The following is a 15,145-nucleotide window of genomic DNA, read 5'->3' on the forward strand; positions in this document are numbered from 1 at the left end:
TTCATCCTTCATCCTTTCTTCCTACCACCCGGCCACAAACGGCTTATACCGCCCCTCACCCCGCAAAAAACTCGCGACCCGCCGCGCCTGCCGCTGGATGATTGTCTTGAGTTTATGCTTTTTACCGTCATAGTTTTCTTCCGCTTCCAATCGTTCCAATACCCGCTGCGCCAGCTCCCGCCTGGTTTCGTCAGTCAGGCGTCCTTCTTCCATTTTCACCGAGCCGCCCCGCAGCAGCATTCCCACGATCGTCCGGTCTACAATGCAAGCCCGGAACTCCTCGGTAAGGTCGAGCACCAGGCTCGGCTTCCCCGGTCGGTCGGTATGCAAAAACCCGGCGAAGGGCTCCAGGCCCGCCAGCATTACCGCGCCCCACACCTGGGAGTACAGTATCCCGTACCCGTAGTTCAGCGCCGCATTTACCGGGTCCTCGGCGCCCCGGCGCTCCCGGCCCGCAAATTCAACTCTTTTCCCAAGCAGGAGCCCGACGCCGTCCCAGTACTCCTGGGCCGCCCGCCCCTCGATGGAAAAAATGGTGCCGCGCAGCTCGTCCACCGTTGTTCCGGTCAAATTCCCGAGTTCGCCGCGGATATCCTCCAGCCGCTTCAGCTGCGCCTCAAGCTCACGGTAGAGTGCCGGGTCGGCCGCCCGCCGGTATTTGGCAAAATACTTTAAGACGTTCGCTTGGTTTTTAAGCTTTCCTTCGATAAAAGCCACGGCCAACGCCGCACCACGCTCGTCGGTGTAAGCTAAAATCTGCTCCCGGCGCGTGAGCACCGTCCCGCTCAACTGCGGCGAGGTCACCTTGGCGTAAGGCTTGCCGGAAGAAGTAAGAAAATTTATCTGGATGCCGTGCTCAACACACTCGCGAATCACATCCGAGGAGAGTGAAACCCCACGCGTAGCGATAGTGAGCGCAGAGATGTCCCGGAAGGGAATCTCCTGAACCACCTTACCCTGCTCTTTGATCAAGAGCCGCTCGCTTTTTTTACCGAGGGTTGTCCCGAAGTTGATGATAAAAACCTCGGCCAGCACGCCTCACCCCCGAGAGCCCATCATGCCACCATCCCGGCTTTGAACACTCGAAGCCAGTCTCCACGAGCTTCTGGCTCCCCTTTAAGGTATCAAAGCAGCGTGTCCTTCACGCCTTCGCTGCTCTCAGGCTGCCCTCCCCGGCTGGCCCGAACCAGTGCCGACGTGTTCTCGGCAATGCGGAAGAGAACGATAATTGTCTCCATCCAAACCCGGCCGCCGATCACCCAGAGGAAAAAGAAGACCACCGCCCAGATCAAGCTCAGAAAGAAGCTGCTCCCCGACCAGCCGTAGCCGAAACGCATTATACCTACGCCGCCCGTAAGCATACCAAGCGCCACTATGACCCCGATGGCGATCCAAAGGCCATACAGAACCGGAATGATTTTCAGGGTGACGAAGGAAGAGAAGGAAAAATCGAAAAGCCGGGACCAAAAAGATTTTTCGGTCATTCAAGATACCTCCTGCTCGCTCATAATAACCTCTCTTGCTTAAGGAGCTCGAAGTAAAAGTCTGGTACGCAGAGACCACTGTTGGGAAAGGCAAATTCTACGTAGCCGACTTCTTCTCGGGTGGTTCCTCGCAAGATGATATACCGCAGAGTAGCAGCCAACACTTCAAAAGACTCAAAGCGCTGCCAATACTGGCGATGGTTGGCATACAACTCCAACCAGCCAGTGATGCATTTCCCGCGTTTCCATCTTCCCTCAACTACCCCGGAAAGCTCCACGATCTGGAACATCGTCCTTTTTTTGCCTAGCAGGAAAGTCTGGCCTTCGGCAAACCTCTCCAACAATTCAGGTCTGGCCGAAAAGCCATAAGTTACCAACCGCTGGTCGGGCTTGATTGCCTGGATGGTACCGTAGGTCGGAACATAGTAAGGCCGGTCTTTTTCCTCCAAGCTGCCCTTTTTGTATATGTAGATTCGGCTGGTGCTGGGATAGAACTCGTGCACGACGTTGAAGGCTGTAGTGTCTAGATAGACATCGGGCAGGCGATGGCTTCCCTCTGCGATGAAGATCCCTGGTAAGAACCAAACAGGCATAGCCGCCACGTCATAGGCCTGGGTAAAGGCGTCCGGGTCGTTTCTCAAGTTTATCAGGCGTGGCTGCCAAGTGGCACCCCGTGTGAGGCTGGCATAGAGGGCCTCGCTGGTCACGTGGGTGTGGGTTCGGTAATCCGACCCGAAGTCAGAGGCTACCACAGTAAAGCGCCCGCAGTTCCTGAGAGTGATGGCCCTAGCGTAGAGCACCGCCCATCACCCCTTATCCCAGAGCCGTAAAGTACTCTTCGAAGGCCTCCGTAAGTTTACCCGCCAGGGCTTCAATCTCCTCCCCAAAGAGAGCCACGCTGCCGTTCAGGTCATCAAAGTGCACCTTCCGCTCGTCAAACCGGCTTTCCAGCGTCCCTTCATCGGCCCATTTCAGCATATCCAGTACCGAGAAGCGGGGATAGCCTGTGGCCACCACCAGGAACTCGGTATCGAACTTGCCGTGGTTGGCCGAGTACTTGCCGTAGCCGTGTTCGTCAGCCCGGCGTACGGTGTGCAGGTAGCCGACTACGTCAAGCAGCGTAGGACTTTCGATAATCGTAATGAAAGGGAAGCGGGTGCCAGCCTTCACGTACTCGTATAGATGGTAGGTTTCGGCACCACGGCCTTTGTTCACGTCCTCATAGACCTGGTTGCCGATGCCCATCCCTTCCTCGCTGCCCTCCATGGCTATGCAATCTACAGCATCTTCAACCGAGTAAGTGTCAAAATAGCGGATGCGGGAGAATGTAGCCCCTTTACCGGCTTCAAGCCCGCCGAAGAGGGAGCAGTTCCAGCAAGCGATACACAAGCTATCTGGAATGGTGCATTCTCTGTCAAACTTGGCAGTGAAGTAAGCTTGCCAACTGCTACTGGTCTTCTGTTCTACCAGCTCCCGAAAAAGACTCATGTGAGCGCGACGCTCAATCCCTTTAAGCTTACGACTGATAAATTCGGCTCGCGTCTTACCTAGGAGTTCCAGTTTATCCACATAAGACTCGTTACCATAGCCTTCGTGGGAAACCGGCAGAAAACGGGTTTTCACAGTCTTTACGCCGACAATAGTGACCACCCTGCGGGTGTAAATAGGCTGGGCCACACGCCGTTTGTTGACCACCTTAGGAACCAGAACGTTAACATTGGCCATTCGGTTAACAAAGAGTTCAATCTGGCTCATGGGACTTCCCTCCTCGTTTTTGAGATCTTCAAACAAAGCCTTACTTCAAAATTAGGTTCCAGCCGCCTCTCCAGGTGCTTCCATAACCTCCATTTCCCGCAGCTTCCAGCGATAGCGCTGGCGGTTGGCGATAAGAAACTCCTCGGCTTCGGCAACGATGGCCTGAAGTCGCTCACCTTCGCCGTATATCTGGGCCAGTCTGGCGATGTGCGGCTGAACCACTTGCCGGAAGTTGGCCCGGACAGCATCTTCCTCTAGAGCGTCCGGATTTCCCCGGTTGGCCTCGGCGTAGGTCCCGGTGAGCAGCCGCCGGGGGTAGAGGTACTCATAGACCCGAGCGTAGAGGCTGCGCTTAAGATGGTTCAAGTTGTCCTTGCGCCCCTCAAAAAGGTTCCGATGCTCCAGGAGCCATTTCTTGAGGGCCAGGAGTTCAGGGAATTCCTGTTGCCGCCGGTAGTCGCTGGCATCCCGCAGCACCTTGCTCTTCCACTCCTCAAAGCCAGCCTCCACGTTGTCGTAGTAGCGGATGTGGCCCAGGAGCAGGCGGGGGTATTTCTCATAGGCTGTGGGCCGTTCGCTCAGGAAGAGCGGCAGAAGGTCTCTATCCCGCTTTCCGCCCAACCGGTCTAAAGCGCGGAAGAGAAGCTGACAGAACTCGTCCAATTCCGTTGTGTTTACCTGTCTTGGCATCGTCTCACCTCCTCGATTTGCTGACGCCGCAAACGGCTGGGGTCATAATTGTTTGAGTTGCTCTATCAGTTTCAGATACTCTGTCCCATCAATCACCCCCATTCCTTTCGCGAACTCATTGGAAAGGCGTCTGTATCGGGCTTCGCGCAAGTCGTCGCCGACTCGTAAGGGCGAATCCCGCAGGACCTCCGAGAAAGTGCCCAGAGGATCTTCTTGAAGCCGCTCGGCTAAGAGAATCCAGTCGGCCAGAAGCGAATGCCCTTCCTGCCGCTTGACTACTCGCCGGGCGAAGTTGGCGATGGCGCTGAAGTGCCGGATGGCCTCGTCGGCGTTTTCGGCCTTGCCCTGGACGTAGAAGGTGTTGGCGTCGAACCCGCCAGGGGCCAGAGTAGGTACAGACTGAAAGTAATACGGCCCATCGCAGCCGCACAGCTTGCGTAAGAGGGCCAGCAGGGTGAAGGCGGCCAGACGGCTCCGGGAGAAACGCCGCTGGACGAAATCCAAGGCCTCGTCGCGGCCCGGTTGGAGCTGGGGCAGGATGAAGGCCAAGAGGCGGTAGTCGCCCACTCCCAGCGGCAGGACTTGGGCCTGCACATCGGTGCGCATCTGGCCCAGGGTCTCCAGACCGGGGGCCACGGTGTCGTCTGCAATTAGCGCAGCGAAGGCTTCTTCGGCGCTGGGGATCTCCCCTGCCGAGCGAGGTTCCGCGGCCTGGCGTTCCCTTTCCCACCGAGCCAATTCCTCCCGCATATACTCCACTGAGAATGGTTTCTTCTCCTCCCGGGCCCTCTGCTGGAAAGAACCGATTCGGTCAAACAAGTAGTCAATCACGGCGGCGAGCCGCTGGGCTCCTGCCTCGTCGTGGTGGCCGTAGTGGAAGAGGAGGTTGTAGAGACGAGGAAGTTGGGGCAATTTACCTCCCAGCGGGGCTGGCCCAGAACCCAGCACTCTCTGCTGCAAATAGGCCGATAGGGCACACTTGGCACATGTGTTGGGATCGTCTTTCCGGTCAGATTTCTTGGCACTTTCATTGTGGAAGCGGAAGACATTGACACCAAGGGTGATGAACCGATCCCGTACCCTGGGAAAGCGAACACCACATAGACGACAACCTACCTCACCTTCGACTACTACTGGAACAGCAGGCGACGCATAGCCCATTTGAACACCTGTCAGAGCCTCGCTCAGAAATTCTTCTGGTGTTATCTCTATCAACTTTCTGTCCTTCCGGATAAATCCCAGTAACCATTCATCTTTGCCTTGTTCAATCTCTGCCTGGAAGTAGGCAAGTAATTCTCCAAGCAGGTTTCGCAGATCTTCTCTGGAAAACTGCCCTGCGTCTATCTTGTCTTTGATTTCATTTTTGGTGACTTCTTTGATGCCAAAGACCCTGGCAACCGTCTCGGCAGGCAACACTCTGTACACATCAACGAGCCTGTACAAAAACATAGCAAAGCTCTGCGCGTCGCCCAGTCCACCGCTGGTCTGACCGTAGAAGAAAGAGAGGGCAGCCATGGCCTTGCGAGCATTTTTATCAAAGTCCTCTTCTGAGAGAAGCCTTTGAATCTGTCTCCGGACACCTTGCTCTAAAGGCTTGGCCAAGAAATGGGGGACAGAATACACAGGAAATGGTTCAAAGTCACTCTTCTCGAAAGTAAACATTCGCTCCAACTTGCCATGAATGCCCCGGGCCGGGTCCTCATCGCCAAAGTAAAGGTTGGGCAGACTGGAGAGAATCTCTTGCCAGAAGCGTTCAGCCATTTGGTCCAGAGCCGCCTCTCCGTGGTAGAGATAGTAATAGTTCTCCAGATCGTTGGCTAAGAGCGCCATACGACCCAGGCCGCCTTGCTCCACAGCCCGCATCAACGCCTTACTCAGAAAATCGTTAAGCAGCACGTTACCCAGGAAGACCTCCTCCCGCTGCACCACAGGCGAAAAGAGACGGATCACGGCCAGATGAGAACCGTCTGGGAGGGCCCGCTCCCAATAGGCGGCGCCATCGGCTACCCGAGAGGCCACAGTATGGCTGCTGACCGTGTCGGCCAAACCCCAATTATTCAAGGTCTCCTCCGTCGCTTGAACAACGAATGCAAAGGGGTTCCTGTTCATCGAATTCCTCCCGCTATCAGTTTCAGGGTTTCCTTTAGCCCGTAGTCTCTGGGGTCATAGAGTTTGATCCCCGCTTCGATCTCATCGGCGTACTCGGTGAGGTGCGCGAACACCTCCCCAAGGCTCGATGCCTGGCTAAAAAAGGTCTGGTAGTCCTTCCCCTGTTCGTGGCAGTACGAAGCCACAAGATCGCCAATCATCACCAGGCCGCCCAGAGGATGATAGGCGAAGAGCAGGTCCACCAGTGTTATGCGCCGCTCCTCATTGGGGTAGAAGGAAGTCCACTGGCGGCGAATGAGGGGGCGCAGGATACCGGCTTTGTCTCGCTCATAGGACACGTGAAAGAGCCCGTGGTGGGTCACGGCGAAGGCCCACACATGATCCATGGCTTCTCCCGCCACATGCTTCAGGTCCAGGTCGTACCCGCACGCTCCCCGCAGTTCCTGCCGGATGGCTTCCTTGTTCTCTTCCACCAGGCGGGGATGGTCGTAGTCGAAGGTGCTGGCCTCATGTTTCACCTTCTTCCCAGGTAGGGGCTGACCACTGGCAGCTGCCTCCAGCATGGCCTGGAAAGCCGGATCGAGCTTTCCCACGTCATGTACGAAGGCAGCAAAAACCAGCCGATCCAGGCGTGGCCCCGGTTCCTCGCCGGCCAGCCGGGCCACCCGTAGCGCCACCTCCACGCAGGACAAAGAGTGATCGTAAAGGGTTTGCCGGCCTGTGGACTTGCCCAGCGCAGCCTTATACCTATCTATCAGCATACTCCACCAGCCTCCGATAGACATGGAAACAGGCCCCGGCCACCCGGTCGAGAAGCACCGGACCAATGCTTCCTGGCACCTGCAGGGCGTTCCAATCGTAGATAACCTCTTCTAAATCAAGGACGGAAGCTTCTCTCAATCGCTCCTCCGCCGCCTCCTTGGTATGGTCGTATAGAATTAACCAGGTTTGGTCGGGCAGCACTAGCGGGTTGCCAAGTTGGTCCTCCACCGGCTCAGCAATACCATCCGCATCCACCCGCAGAAGATGCACATCACCCTGGCCCAGGACGAGGCGAGAGTAAGGCTCGAAGAACAAGGGTAATGCCTCTCCTATCCGAACCAGAAGCTGAGGAAGTGGCTTGGACGCCTCAGGGCGTATCTTCGAGAGAAATCCTTCCAAATCATGCCGAATTTGCTCCTCCAATGCCTTTAAGAGAACTCTAACGGGTTGCCCTTTGGCGACCGGTTCGTTGCTAAATAACTTCACATAATCCGCGGCGATACCATAACCGACCCGTAAGTGCCAGCGGCCATTTTGCCACCAAAAGAGCGCCTGGCTGGCTTCCAATGTTGCCTTGGCGTCCACTACAATGGCTTTCCATGGCGCCGGCTTCCATAGGAATTCAAGGTACCACATCTCGGCCCTGGCCATTTCGAAGGGAGAGTCGCTGTGGAGGAGCCGCTCATTGGATACCTTGCACAGGATATAGAACGGGTCTCCGCCCGCGCCACCTTGCAGAACGACCTCTGGAAGCGTCCCCCGCAGGCCATAAGTGAAGGGCAGGCTCGCTTCCCGCAACTTCCGGCCCAAGGTGGCCACTTCGTTTCCAAACATGGCCTGATTGAGCCATGTGCCGATCTCTCCCAGTTGGGCGTTAACCATCCAGTGGGTAGCGTCTAAGAAAGCCGAGCCTTCGGCGTAAAGCCGGGCCGGAAAGAGACCGTCTGCAGGATCGGCGATGAAGGCGGAGAACTCCTCCCGGCTCATCTGGGGCTGGTGGCACTGAAACAAGCGCACGTAGGCCTCGCCATTCCTTACCAGAACGATTACTTTGCCCTGGATACCCGGACGGCGCCCCACCCGTCCGAAGCGCTGCAAGAAACTGTTACCGTCGCATTGCTCGGTGATCAAAACATCAGCAGCGAAATCCACCCCGACTTCAACGGCCGGCGTGGAGATCAGCACTGCTCTGGGAAGCTTACTAAAGGCATCTATCAGTCCCTCGCGCTCGGCCCGGGACATCTTGCCGGTGTAGATGACGACCGGCACCCCCGTCTCGCCCCAAGTAGCGATGTGGCGGGCCTCAACCTCCAGTTCCTTCGCTGCCAAAGCCTGATGTATACGCTCAACCAGTGCCTGCTGCCGTGAGGGATCCGCGACTAACCAGTCCAGCCAAGAAAGGGCCACGCGCCGTTCGGCCAACTTCCCGGAAGACATCCTGTGTTCCACACCACTTTGTTCCGGAAGCTCTACCGTGTGCCTGAGATGGCGGGTAATTGCCTCGGCCAATTCCGGGCCTGCTCCTGCCTGCTGTAGAGATTCCGTGATCTCTCTGCAGGCCGGAGCGGTCACCCGCAGCGAGTCCTCCGCCCAGAGACGTTCCAGCCCGGTCTGAATAAGGCTCATATGAGCCTCTAAAGCCTCAGCGACAACGTTAACATCCGCTTCCCGGTTCAACTTCGGCCTGACCTCATTCCACAGCAACCGGGGCAACATTCCTTTGCCTCTCAATTGCCGGTCCATGGCTTCAATCAAGTGCTGTTCTCCCTCCCGATTTAGGGAGTGGAGGAGACGCCTGAGGCCCCAGGTCTGACCCTCCAACAACCGGGCTACCCTGGCGGCCAATGTCTCACTGGACAGGTCAACCCAGGTTCCCTCATCCAGGTCCTTTAGGTAGAAAGGCCCTTCTCGCTTTAGCCACCTCTCTATCTCCTCCATGGTTTCCATCGCAATCCCTTCCTGCCCCAGCCAGGCCTTGAACTTGTCCCACCGGATGCGTCCAAACCGCCACTGCAGGTCGGGCGGCAAGTCGGGTCGGGATCCGCCCTTGATGCCTTCAAAGACCCGGTGGGCCAGGTCAGCAGAGTTGAAGACCAGAAGCACCTTCTGGGCACCATCGGCCAGGGCCGATTCGACAGCGCCAATCAGTCTGTCCTGACGCTCTTCGTAGCCCCTCGCCGGGTCAAGAAATGTCACCTCTACATCGCCGCATTTGGACTGGCCCCGCACATCCGCTCCGCTCGTAAGACGGCGCAATTCTGGCGTGGGCGTAGCGGTGAGGATGTGCCACCGCGGGCGCTTGCCCAGCCTTTCACCAAGCAGACATATTCTTTGCTTGAAATGCCTCAGGTTTCGTAGCATCAGGCCGTTGAACAGGTGTGCTTCGTCCAGAACAAACTCGTCCACCAACGCCAGGCCGTAGAGGAGCAAGCCGCCATACTTCACATTCTTGCGGAAGAACCAGTAAACCTCGTCAGGAGTGGCCAGAATGACCGGCCTGTTGAGCGCGGCCATCAGTTCTATGCGCGACATCCCGCCCCGCAATTGGCCTATCTGCAGGCCCATAAGCTCGGCCAAGGTATCCATCACCCGGCGCTGGTCTTCCATCAGGGCTATGGTGGGATACATCAGCAAAACCTTGTGAATGCGCCCCTCGCGCAACTTATGAAACAGCGGCACAGCGATGGCCAGGGTCTTTCCTGCAGCCGTCCCCGCCACCAGGAATATCTCCTGATCTTCCAAGACCCGACGAAAGACTTCAGCCTGATGGCGGAAAGGAAAGTACGTTTCTCCGTACTTAACCCGAGTGTAGGCTTGGAAAAGATTTTTCACCGGTTCAGGAACGTTTTCGTCAGTTTCGGGTGGTTGGTTAGTAACTAAAACCGACAAAGGCACTCGTAAATTCGCCCCTTCGCCAAATAAAAACCTTGGTTAGGTTCATCTAAAACTTAAACTTCGACCTCTGGCTATCTTTTCCTGCCGGCTGGTGGAGGATTTTGCCTTGTGGGCTGTGCGGCGTTTTCATTGCTTGCGAATGCTTCCCTCCTTTAATTCTACCGCTGCCGGCTCGTAGGAAACTAGGCGGATCGTGGCGGCGGAGCCGTCGCGCCGGACTTCGATGTGCAGCCGCTCGTTGGGGTCGTAAGCTTCACCGCAAAACGCCACGACGCGGGCGGTAAAGGACTCGCCCTGCTCGCAGCGGGTGGTGAGGACGGCCGCCAGTGGCCGGTGCAGGTAGCCCAGCGGTGCACCCCAGGGGGTGAGCACCGCAACGGCGCTCGGGTCGTGCGGGTTCTCGGGTTCCCGGACCAGGTAGACCGGCATCCCCGGCGCGAGTTCCGCTGCTTCTGCCAGGCGCGCGCCGTGGCGTAGTCCCACAATACGGGTGATAAAGCATGGCGCGGTGACAAAGTAATTCGGCACCGTTAGTGCCGCGGGGCCCAGGATAGCGCCAAAGATTAAAAGTAAACGCTTGTCCCGCTTAAAGGCATTATGGTAAAGTTCAGCGGTAGCGTTCAGAAGCACCTCCTCCGGAACGTACTTCGCCAGGAGTTTAGCGGCCAGCGCGTGCCACCGCCCGACCGCTTCCAGGTCCCGGATGCCGGCCCAGAGGGCTCCCTGCTGCAGGTGCCGGATGCCCCGCAGGAGCACAACGAGGTCAGTCCCGTCATCGTCGGGCCATTCCTCAAGATAGCCGAGCCGGGCAACGTCTTTCAAGAGTGCGAGCATGCCGCTCCCTCCTTTCGGTGTGGTAACACCCCTTTTATAACATAACAACGGGAACCTTGTGGTTCCCGTTGTCTAAAGCGTCAGATTTTCTTATTTTACTGCTGCTTTTTGTTGAAGTCAGGTACAGGCAATGTCTGGAGGTTGCAGTCAGGTAGCTTCTCTCGGATTAGCTCATAGTGCCGGTCGTGATGCACCAGCATGCAGGAGTAAACGATGGCGAAAGCAGCGATGAGAACATCAATCAAGGGTATGGTGCATCCTTTACGCCGCAGGTTAAAGGCCAGACTGGCAGCCTCTTCGTAAACTGCGTCGGAAGATGGCAGTTGCGATAAGGCATCAAGTTCTTGCTTTAGTGAGGCGTAATGTGCTTCATCCCTAGCGCCGAGCAGGAGTTCGACTTTTACGAGCGGCACCAGGACTACCTCTTCCCTATCAAGGGCGTTATGCAGCCAAGCAGCCGCTTCGGAGGAGCCATCTTTGCGCAGGGCCAGTACCCACGTTGAGGTGTCTACGATAAATAATTGCTTACCGTTCACTGCGCCACGCCTCGACATCCTTCAGGGTAATCGCTAACTCTTCCTTACCCAGCCGCTCCCGCAGGCGAGCAACCCGACGCCGGCGAACGAACTCTTTCAGGGCTATATTCACCACTTCGCTCTGTTTCTTGCAGCCGGCGAGACGCATCGCCTCTTCCAGAGCTGCCCGGTCAATGTTGACGGTGGTCCGCATTATCATCACCTCTCGATATCATTATATGCTTTTGTTGAGCATCGAACAAGAATATATTTTGGTGTCGGTACGGCTTTGTCCGGCAACTCAATTCTTAACCAACCCCCGAGCCCAAGATTTCCGCAGCCAAATTTAAAAGGGGCCTGCGCGGCGGTGCGCAGACCCCTTTACCTTTAAGTCCTTATTGCGCCGGCTTAACCGAAAGCACCCGGAGGATCGGCCCGCGCATGTAGATGTTCGGGCCGGTTTCGAGATAACCGGTGACGGTGAGCATTTTGCCTTCGCTCGCCCTAAGCAGATTCGCGGTGAGGCGGTCGGCCGGGTCCGGCAGGAGGACGTAAGTCTCCTTGTCGCTCACCAGCTCCCAGTGGGTCTTCTCCACCGTGCTCCAAGTGAGCTTGCCGGTGACGGTGACCGTCTCGGTGTAAAGACCGCGCCGCTCGGCGAGGCGGTAGAGGATCGCGGCCGCCTGCGCCCGCGTCACCGGAGCCTTGGGCGCGAAGCGGTTCTCGCCCACGCCGGACATTAGCCCCGCCGCCGCTGCGGTGGCGACCGCCTGCCGCGCCCAGGGGGCGATCTCCTGAGCGTCGGCGAAGGCGGGGGTGAGGTCCTGGGTGCTGATGCCGGCTACGCGCAGGGCTACCGCCGCTAGTTCTTCGCGGGTGAGGGTAGCGCTCGGCCGGAACTTGCCGCCGGCGCCGGACATCAAGCCCTCACTCTGCACCGCGGCTACCGCCCCGGCGTACCAGGCGTCAGGCGGCACGTCGCTGAAGGCGCTCGTGGTCTCCGTGGTTTTAAGCCCCAGGAACTTCGCCAGCAGCGCCGCCAACTCGGCCCGCGTGAGCAGTTTTTCGGGCTTAAAGCTGCCGTCCGGGTAGCCGGCGATCACGTCCCGCGCGGCCAAAACGCCGATCTCCTTCGCCGCCCAGTGGCCGGCGGTGTCGCTGAACTCCTTCCGTACGCCAAAGACCGCGTAGTTCGAGAAGTGGTCGAGCACCACTTTAACGGCGTTGGCGCCCCGGTCGAACTTGCCGCCAACCGGTACCCAGGCGCCGTCGTCCCGCTCGCGGAAGACCAGACACGCCCGCGGGTCGAGGCCGCCGAGCTTCGCCGGGTCGAGAGCAAAGGCGACTGCGATGGGTTTGGCCGGCGCGGTCGCGCTTTCGATGCTGATCACGGGGCTCACCGCCAGCGCACCCGCAGGAGGTTTCTCCGGCATGTCGGCGGCGAGCTTAACCGTCACCTTTGTCTCCTTTGGTAGAGCGCCCGCGGGAATCGCAAGCGTTACCTTGCCGTCAAGAAGCGCAGCCGTCTGCTGCTCACCGGTGGCGGTTACAACGGCGGTACCGGCCGGCAGCTCCTCTTTCTTAGGCAGTGCGGCGCCGCCGCCTCCACCACCACCGCCGCCACCGCCGCCGGAGGGTGCAGCCTGGGTGGTGAAGGAGAAGCTAAAGTCGCCGTTGGCCTGCCCGCCGAAGTCGGTCACGGCGTAGGCGGCCAGCCTAACGGTGTAAGTGTGGCTGTAGGCAAGGCTCAGGCCCGAAAAGGTGATGTCGAACCCGTCAGGGCTCAGCTGCGGCGTAACCCCGGTAACTTCCGTATTGCCGTCGTAAACCGCAACCCGGGTAGGATCGAGTGCCTTGAGCAGCTTGTTGGCGTGCACCTTCACGGCGGTCGTAAGCGGCACACCCGTTGCGCCGTTGGCCGGCGTAGGTGTCAGCACCAGCGGCTTGGCTGCGGCCGCCTGCAGGAGCGCCCCGGCGTTGAGCGTCCCGCCAGAGGCGACGTAAGTCGCCAAGGCCACCGACGGCGTCGCCGTCTGCTTGAGCAATTCGATCGCCCCCGCCGGCGACACCTCGTAAACCGACGCCAGTAGCCCTGCGGCTCCGGAAACGAAGGGCGCCGCCATCGAGGTGCCGGACCAAGCTTCGTAAGGCTGGTAGCTAAGAACAGCCTTAGCGTTGGGATTTGCAGGCCTGAGAACATCAATAAACAGCCGGGGGCCATTTAACGGCCACGGATCCATTGGGTATGACGCTCCGGTGAAAGGTTCATATACACCTGTGACTGTTGAAGGCCCGTCCCATTCATATACAAAGATAGCACCCAAATAACCGCGGTAAAACGGGCTATCTTCAACACCAAAGCCGGCGTCGCGCCCGCAGAGGAAGACCTTGCCGCCGGCCTCCAGGTACTGCGATAGGTAAGCCTGGTCGCTTACCGTAAGATTCGGGACAGTTCCAGTCGTGGGATCGCTGCACCAGGCATGTCCTGTGAACCAGATCGCGCCGCTGTAAACGGTCCCGTCAACCGCCGGGCCGTCGGCACCGTTCGGCACGGGGTAAAGGGTGTAGACGTAGCCAGCGGTGGTAAGGGCGTTGCGGTAAAGCGGGCTCACGTCAGGTAGGGTAAAGGTAACAGCTTGCCCGTTGATGGTGATCGTATACGTTCCGCTCTGGTCGTCGTCCACGACCAACAAAGGCTTGGTCTGTGTATCCGCCGGTGTTACTCCGAAGAAATTATATACTGTCCGAATAATGCTATCGTAGACCGCACCTGTGGTGCTGGTACCGCCGGAGGGGTCGTTCAGGTCCTCCGCGCCAAAGCCCCAGAACATCACCTTGTCCCCGTAAACCGCGTCGTAAACCGCTAGGGCCACGCCGCCGTCCGCCGGGGGCGCGGGAACGGTGCTGTTGATGTTTTCGCCGGGGGCGGCAAGACCGACGGAGGTCGCTCCGTAGTTGGAAAATAAGGCGAGAGCTCCAGGGTTAGAAGCTGGGTCGGCCAGTGCCGCCACGGCAATGATATTGGGCAGGTCATAACAGGCCGGGTAAATAGGGGTTGTATCGTTGTTATCGCCTATGCCGTCCGCCCCGCCGTTCCCCGCTGCCGCCACGAAAAGAATATCCGGGTGATTAGCGATAGCGTTGTACTGATACTGGTCAAAAGAATAACCGCCAAAACTCATATTCACCACTTTCGCCCCGTGGCTCGCAGCGTAGTTGATACCGTCCACCACCGAAGCGGTAGTCCCGCTCCCGTCGGCGCCCAGCACCTTCACCGCCATCACCTTCACGCCTGGCGCGATCCCGGCTACGCCCGTCCCATTCAAGGCCGCGGCGATGATGCCCGCCACGTGGGTGCCGTGGCCAAAGTCGTCCATCGGGTCGTTGTCCCCGTTATAAACGTCATAACCCACCGCGTTGGTCTGCGGGTCGTGCCACATATTAGCCGTCAGATCCGGGTGGTTGTAATCCACGCCGGAGTCAAGCACCGCCACTACAATCCCGTCGCCGTAGGTGTACTGCCAGGCAGTTTCCGCCTGCACGCCGTAGACCGCCGTTATGCCCCAACTGACTAGCGGGTCGCTTACGGCGCAGCACCGGTAGATGAAGTTCGGCTGGGCGTATTCCACCCGCGGGTCGCGCTGTAGCGCCGCCACCGCCTGCGGCACGTCCGCCGCGGTTTTGAAGAGCGCCGCGCCGTGCGGCAGCGTCCGCGCCATCCGAAGGCCCAAGGCCCCGTGCGCCGCCGCGAAATCCGCCGCGGCCGCCGCGAAGGCTTTGCCCTTTACCGCCTCGCCCTTAAACTTCACGATCACCTCGCCGGGCACGTATCCGGGACCTTGGACCGCGCCTGCCTGCACCTGCATTTGCCGGCTAAAAGGCCGAGGCGCCGCTACTGCCGGCAAAACCGCGCCGAGGACCAGCGCCGCCGCTAATAAAAGCCCTATTCCCCGGGACAAAGAACCTTTTCGCTTGACCATCTCTTTTCCAAACCTCCGTCTCACCTAATCTTTTTAATTCCACCAAGCCCACACTACCACCTGCCGGAACTTTTTCTCCCTCCGCAAAAGAGCGCCACCACCCCCCTTGCTAACTCGACGC

General features: G+C 58.5%; 12 protein-coding genes. All 12 read right to left on the reverse strand.

What is annotated here, in order from left to right:
* Positions 1 to 21: 21 nt before the first annotated feature.
* Entirely contained in the window at positions 22 to 1,035 is a 1,014-nt protein-coding gene (gene cas1, locus EDD75_RS04280) for a CRISPR-associated endonuclease Cas1 (RefSeq protein WP_245963065.1), read from the reverse strand.
* An 89-nt stretch (positions 1,036 to 1,124) separates the two neighbouring features.
* Complete coding sequence (locus EDD75_RS04285) at positions 1,125 to 1,484, reverse strand: DUF4282 domain-containing protein (RefSeq protein ID WP_123928596.1); 360 nt, start codon at positions 1,482 to 1,484, stop codon at positions 1,125 to 1,127.
* 20 nt (positions 1,485 to 1,504) lie between these two features.
* Positions 1,505 to 2,284, reverse strand: coding sequence for a hypothetical protein (locus tag EDD75_RS04290; RefSeq protein WP_123928599.1), 780 nt, complete (start codon positions 2,282 to 2,284; stop codon positions 1,505 to 1,507).
* Between the two features lie 13 nt (positions 2,285 to 2,297).
* Positions 2,298 to 3,239 (reverse strand): type I-D CRISPR-associated protein Csc2, encoded by a 942-nt coding sequence (locus EDD75_RS04295; protein ID WP_123928602.1) that lies wholly within the window; start codon positions 3,237 to 3,239, stop codon positions 2,298 to 2,300.
* Positions 3,240 to 3,290: 51 nt separating this feature from the next.
* Positions 3,291 to 3,929: a hypothetical protein gene (locus tag EDD75_RS04300; protein ID WP_123928604.1), complete on the reverse strand. Its 639-nt coding sequence runs from the start codon at positions 3,927 to 3,929 to the stop codon at positions 3,291 to 3,293.
* A 42-nt stretch (positions 3,930 to 3,971) separates the two neighbouring features.
* Entirely contained in the window at positions 3,972 to 6,038 is a 2,067-nt protein-coding gene (locus EDD75_RS04305) for a hypothetical protein (protein WP_123928606.1), read from the reverse strand.
* Complete coding sequence (locus EDD75_RS04310; protein ID WP_123928609.1) at positions 6,035 to 6,799, reverse strand: CRISPR-associated endonuclease Cas3''; 765 nt, start codon at positions 6,797 to 6,799, stop codon at positions 6,035 to 6,037. Before EDD75_RS04310 ends, EDD75_RS04305 begins: the two co-directional genes overlap by 4 nt.
* Positions 6,786 to 9,695 (reverse strand): DEAD/DEAH box helicase, encoded by a 2,910-nt coding sequence (locus tag EDD75_RS04315; RefSeq protein WP_123928612.1) that lies wholly within the window; start codon positions 9,693 to 9,695, stop codon positions 6,786 to 6,788. The genes EDD75_RS04310 and EDD75_RS04315 overlap by 14 nt, the downstream gene beginning before the upstream one ends.
* A gap of 126 nt (positions 9,696 to 9,821) precedes the next feature.
* A complete protein-coding gene (locus tag EDD75_RS04320; protein WP_123928615.1) occupies positions 9,822 to 10,529 on the reverse strand; it encodes an HIRAN domain-containing protein in 708 nt (235 codons plus the stop codon).
* 95 nt (positions 10,530 to 10,624) lie between these two features.
* Positions 10,625 to 11,065, reverse strand: a complete 441-nt coding sequence (gene vapC / locus EDD75_RS04325) for a type II toxin-antitoxin system VapC family toxin (protein ID WP_170157709.1) — start codon at positions 11,063 to 11,065, stop codon at positions 10,625 to 10,627.
* On the reverse strand, positions 11,055 to 11,258 hold the full coding sequence (locus EDD75_RS04330; protein WP_170157710.1) for a type II toxin-antitoxin system VapB family antitoxin: 204 nt from the start codon (positions 11,256 to 11,258) through the stop codon (positions 11,055 to 11,057). The genes vapC and EDD75_RS04330 overlap by 11 nt, the downstream gene beginning before the upstream one ends.
* 181 nt (positions 11,259 to 11,439) lie before the next feature.
* Complete coding sequence (locus EDD75_RS04335; RefSeq protein WP_123928625.1) at positions 11,440 to 15,024, reverse strand: S8 family serine peptidase; 3,585 nt, start codon at positions 15,022 to 15,024, stop codon at positions 11,440 to 11,442.
* Positions 15,025 to 15,145: the final 121 nt, after the last annotated feature.

The sequence above is a fragment of the Thermodesulfitimonas autotrophica genome, from assembly GCF_003815015.1.
Lineage (GTDB): Bacteria > Bacillota > Desulfotomaculia > Desulfotomaculales > Ammonificaceae > Thermodesulfitimonas > Thermodesulfitimonas autotrophica.

What these genes read in the sequence shown, in the direction of transcription:
- EDD75_RS04285 (WP_123928596.1), bottom strand. Translation starts at nt 1,484, where the DNA reads ATGACCGAAAAATCTTTTTGGTCCCGGCTTTTCGATTTTTCCTTCTCT.
- EDD75_RS04310 (WP_123928609.1), bottom strand. Translation starts at nt 6,799, where the DNA reads ATGCTGATAGATAGGTATAAGGCTGCGCTGGGCAAGTCCACAGGCCGG.
- EDD75_RS04330 (WP_170157710.1), bottom strand. Translation starts at nt 11,258, where the DNA reads ATGCGGACCACCGTCAACATTGACCGGGCAGCTCTGGAAGAGGCGATG.
- EDD75_RS04305 (WP_123928606.1), bottom strand. Translation starts at nt 6,038, where the DNA reads ATGAACAGGAACCCCTTTGCATTCGTTGTTCAAGCGACGGAGGAGACC.
- EDD75_RS04335 (WP_123928625.1), bottom strand. Translation starts at nt 15,024, where the DNA reads ATGGTCAAGCGAAAAGGTTCTTTGTCCCGGGGAATAGGGCTTTTATTA.
- EDD75_RS04295 (WP_123928602.1), bottom strand. Translation starts at nt 3,239, where the DNA reads ATGAGCCAGATTGAACTCTTTGTTAACCGAATGGCCAATGTTAACGTT.
- EDD75_RS04320 (WP_123928615.1), bottom strand. Translation starts at nt 10,529, where the DNA reads ATGCTCGCACTCTTGAAAGACGTTGCCCGGCTCGGCTATCTTGAGGAA.
- EDD75_RS04300 (WP_123928604.1), bottom strand. Translation starts at nt 3,929, where the DNA reads ATGCCAAGACAGGTAAACACAACGGAATTGGACGAGTTCTGTCAGCTT.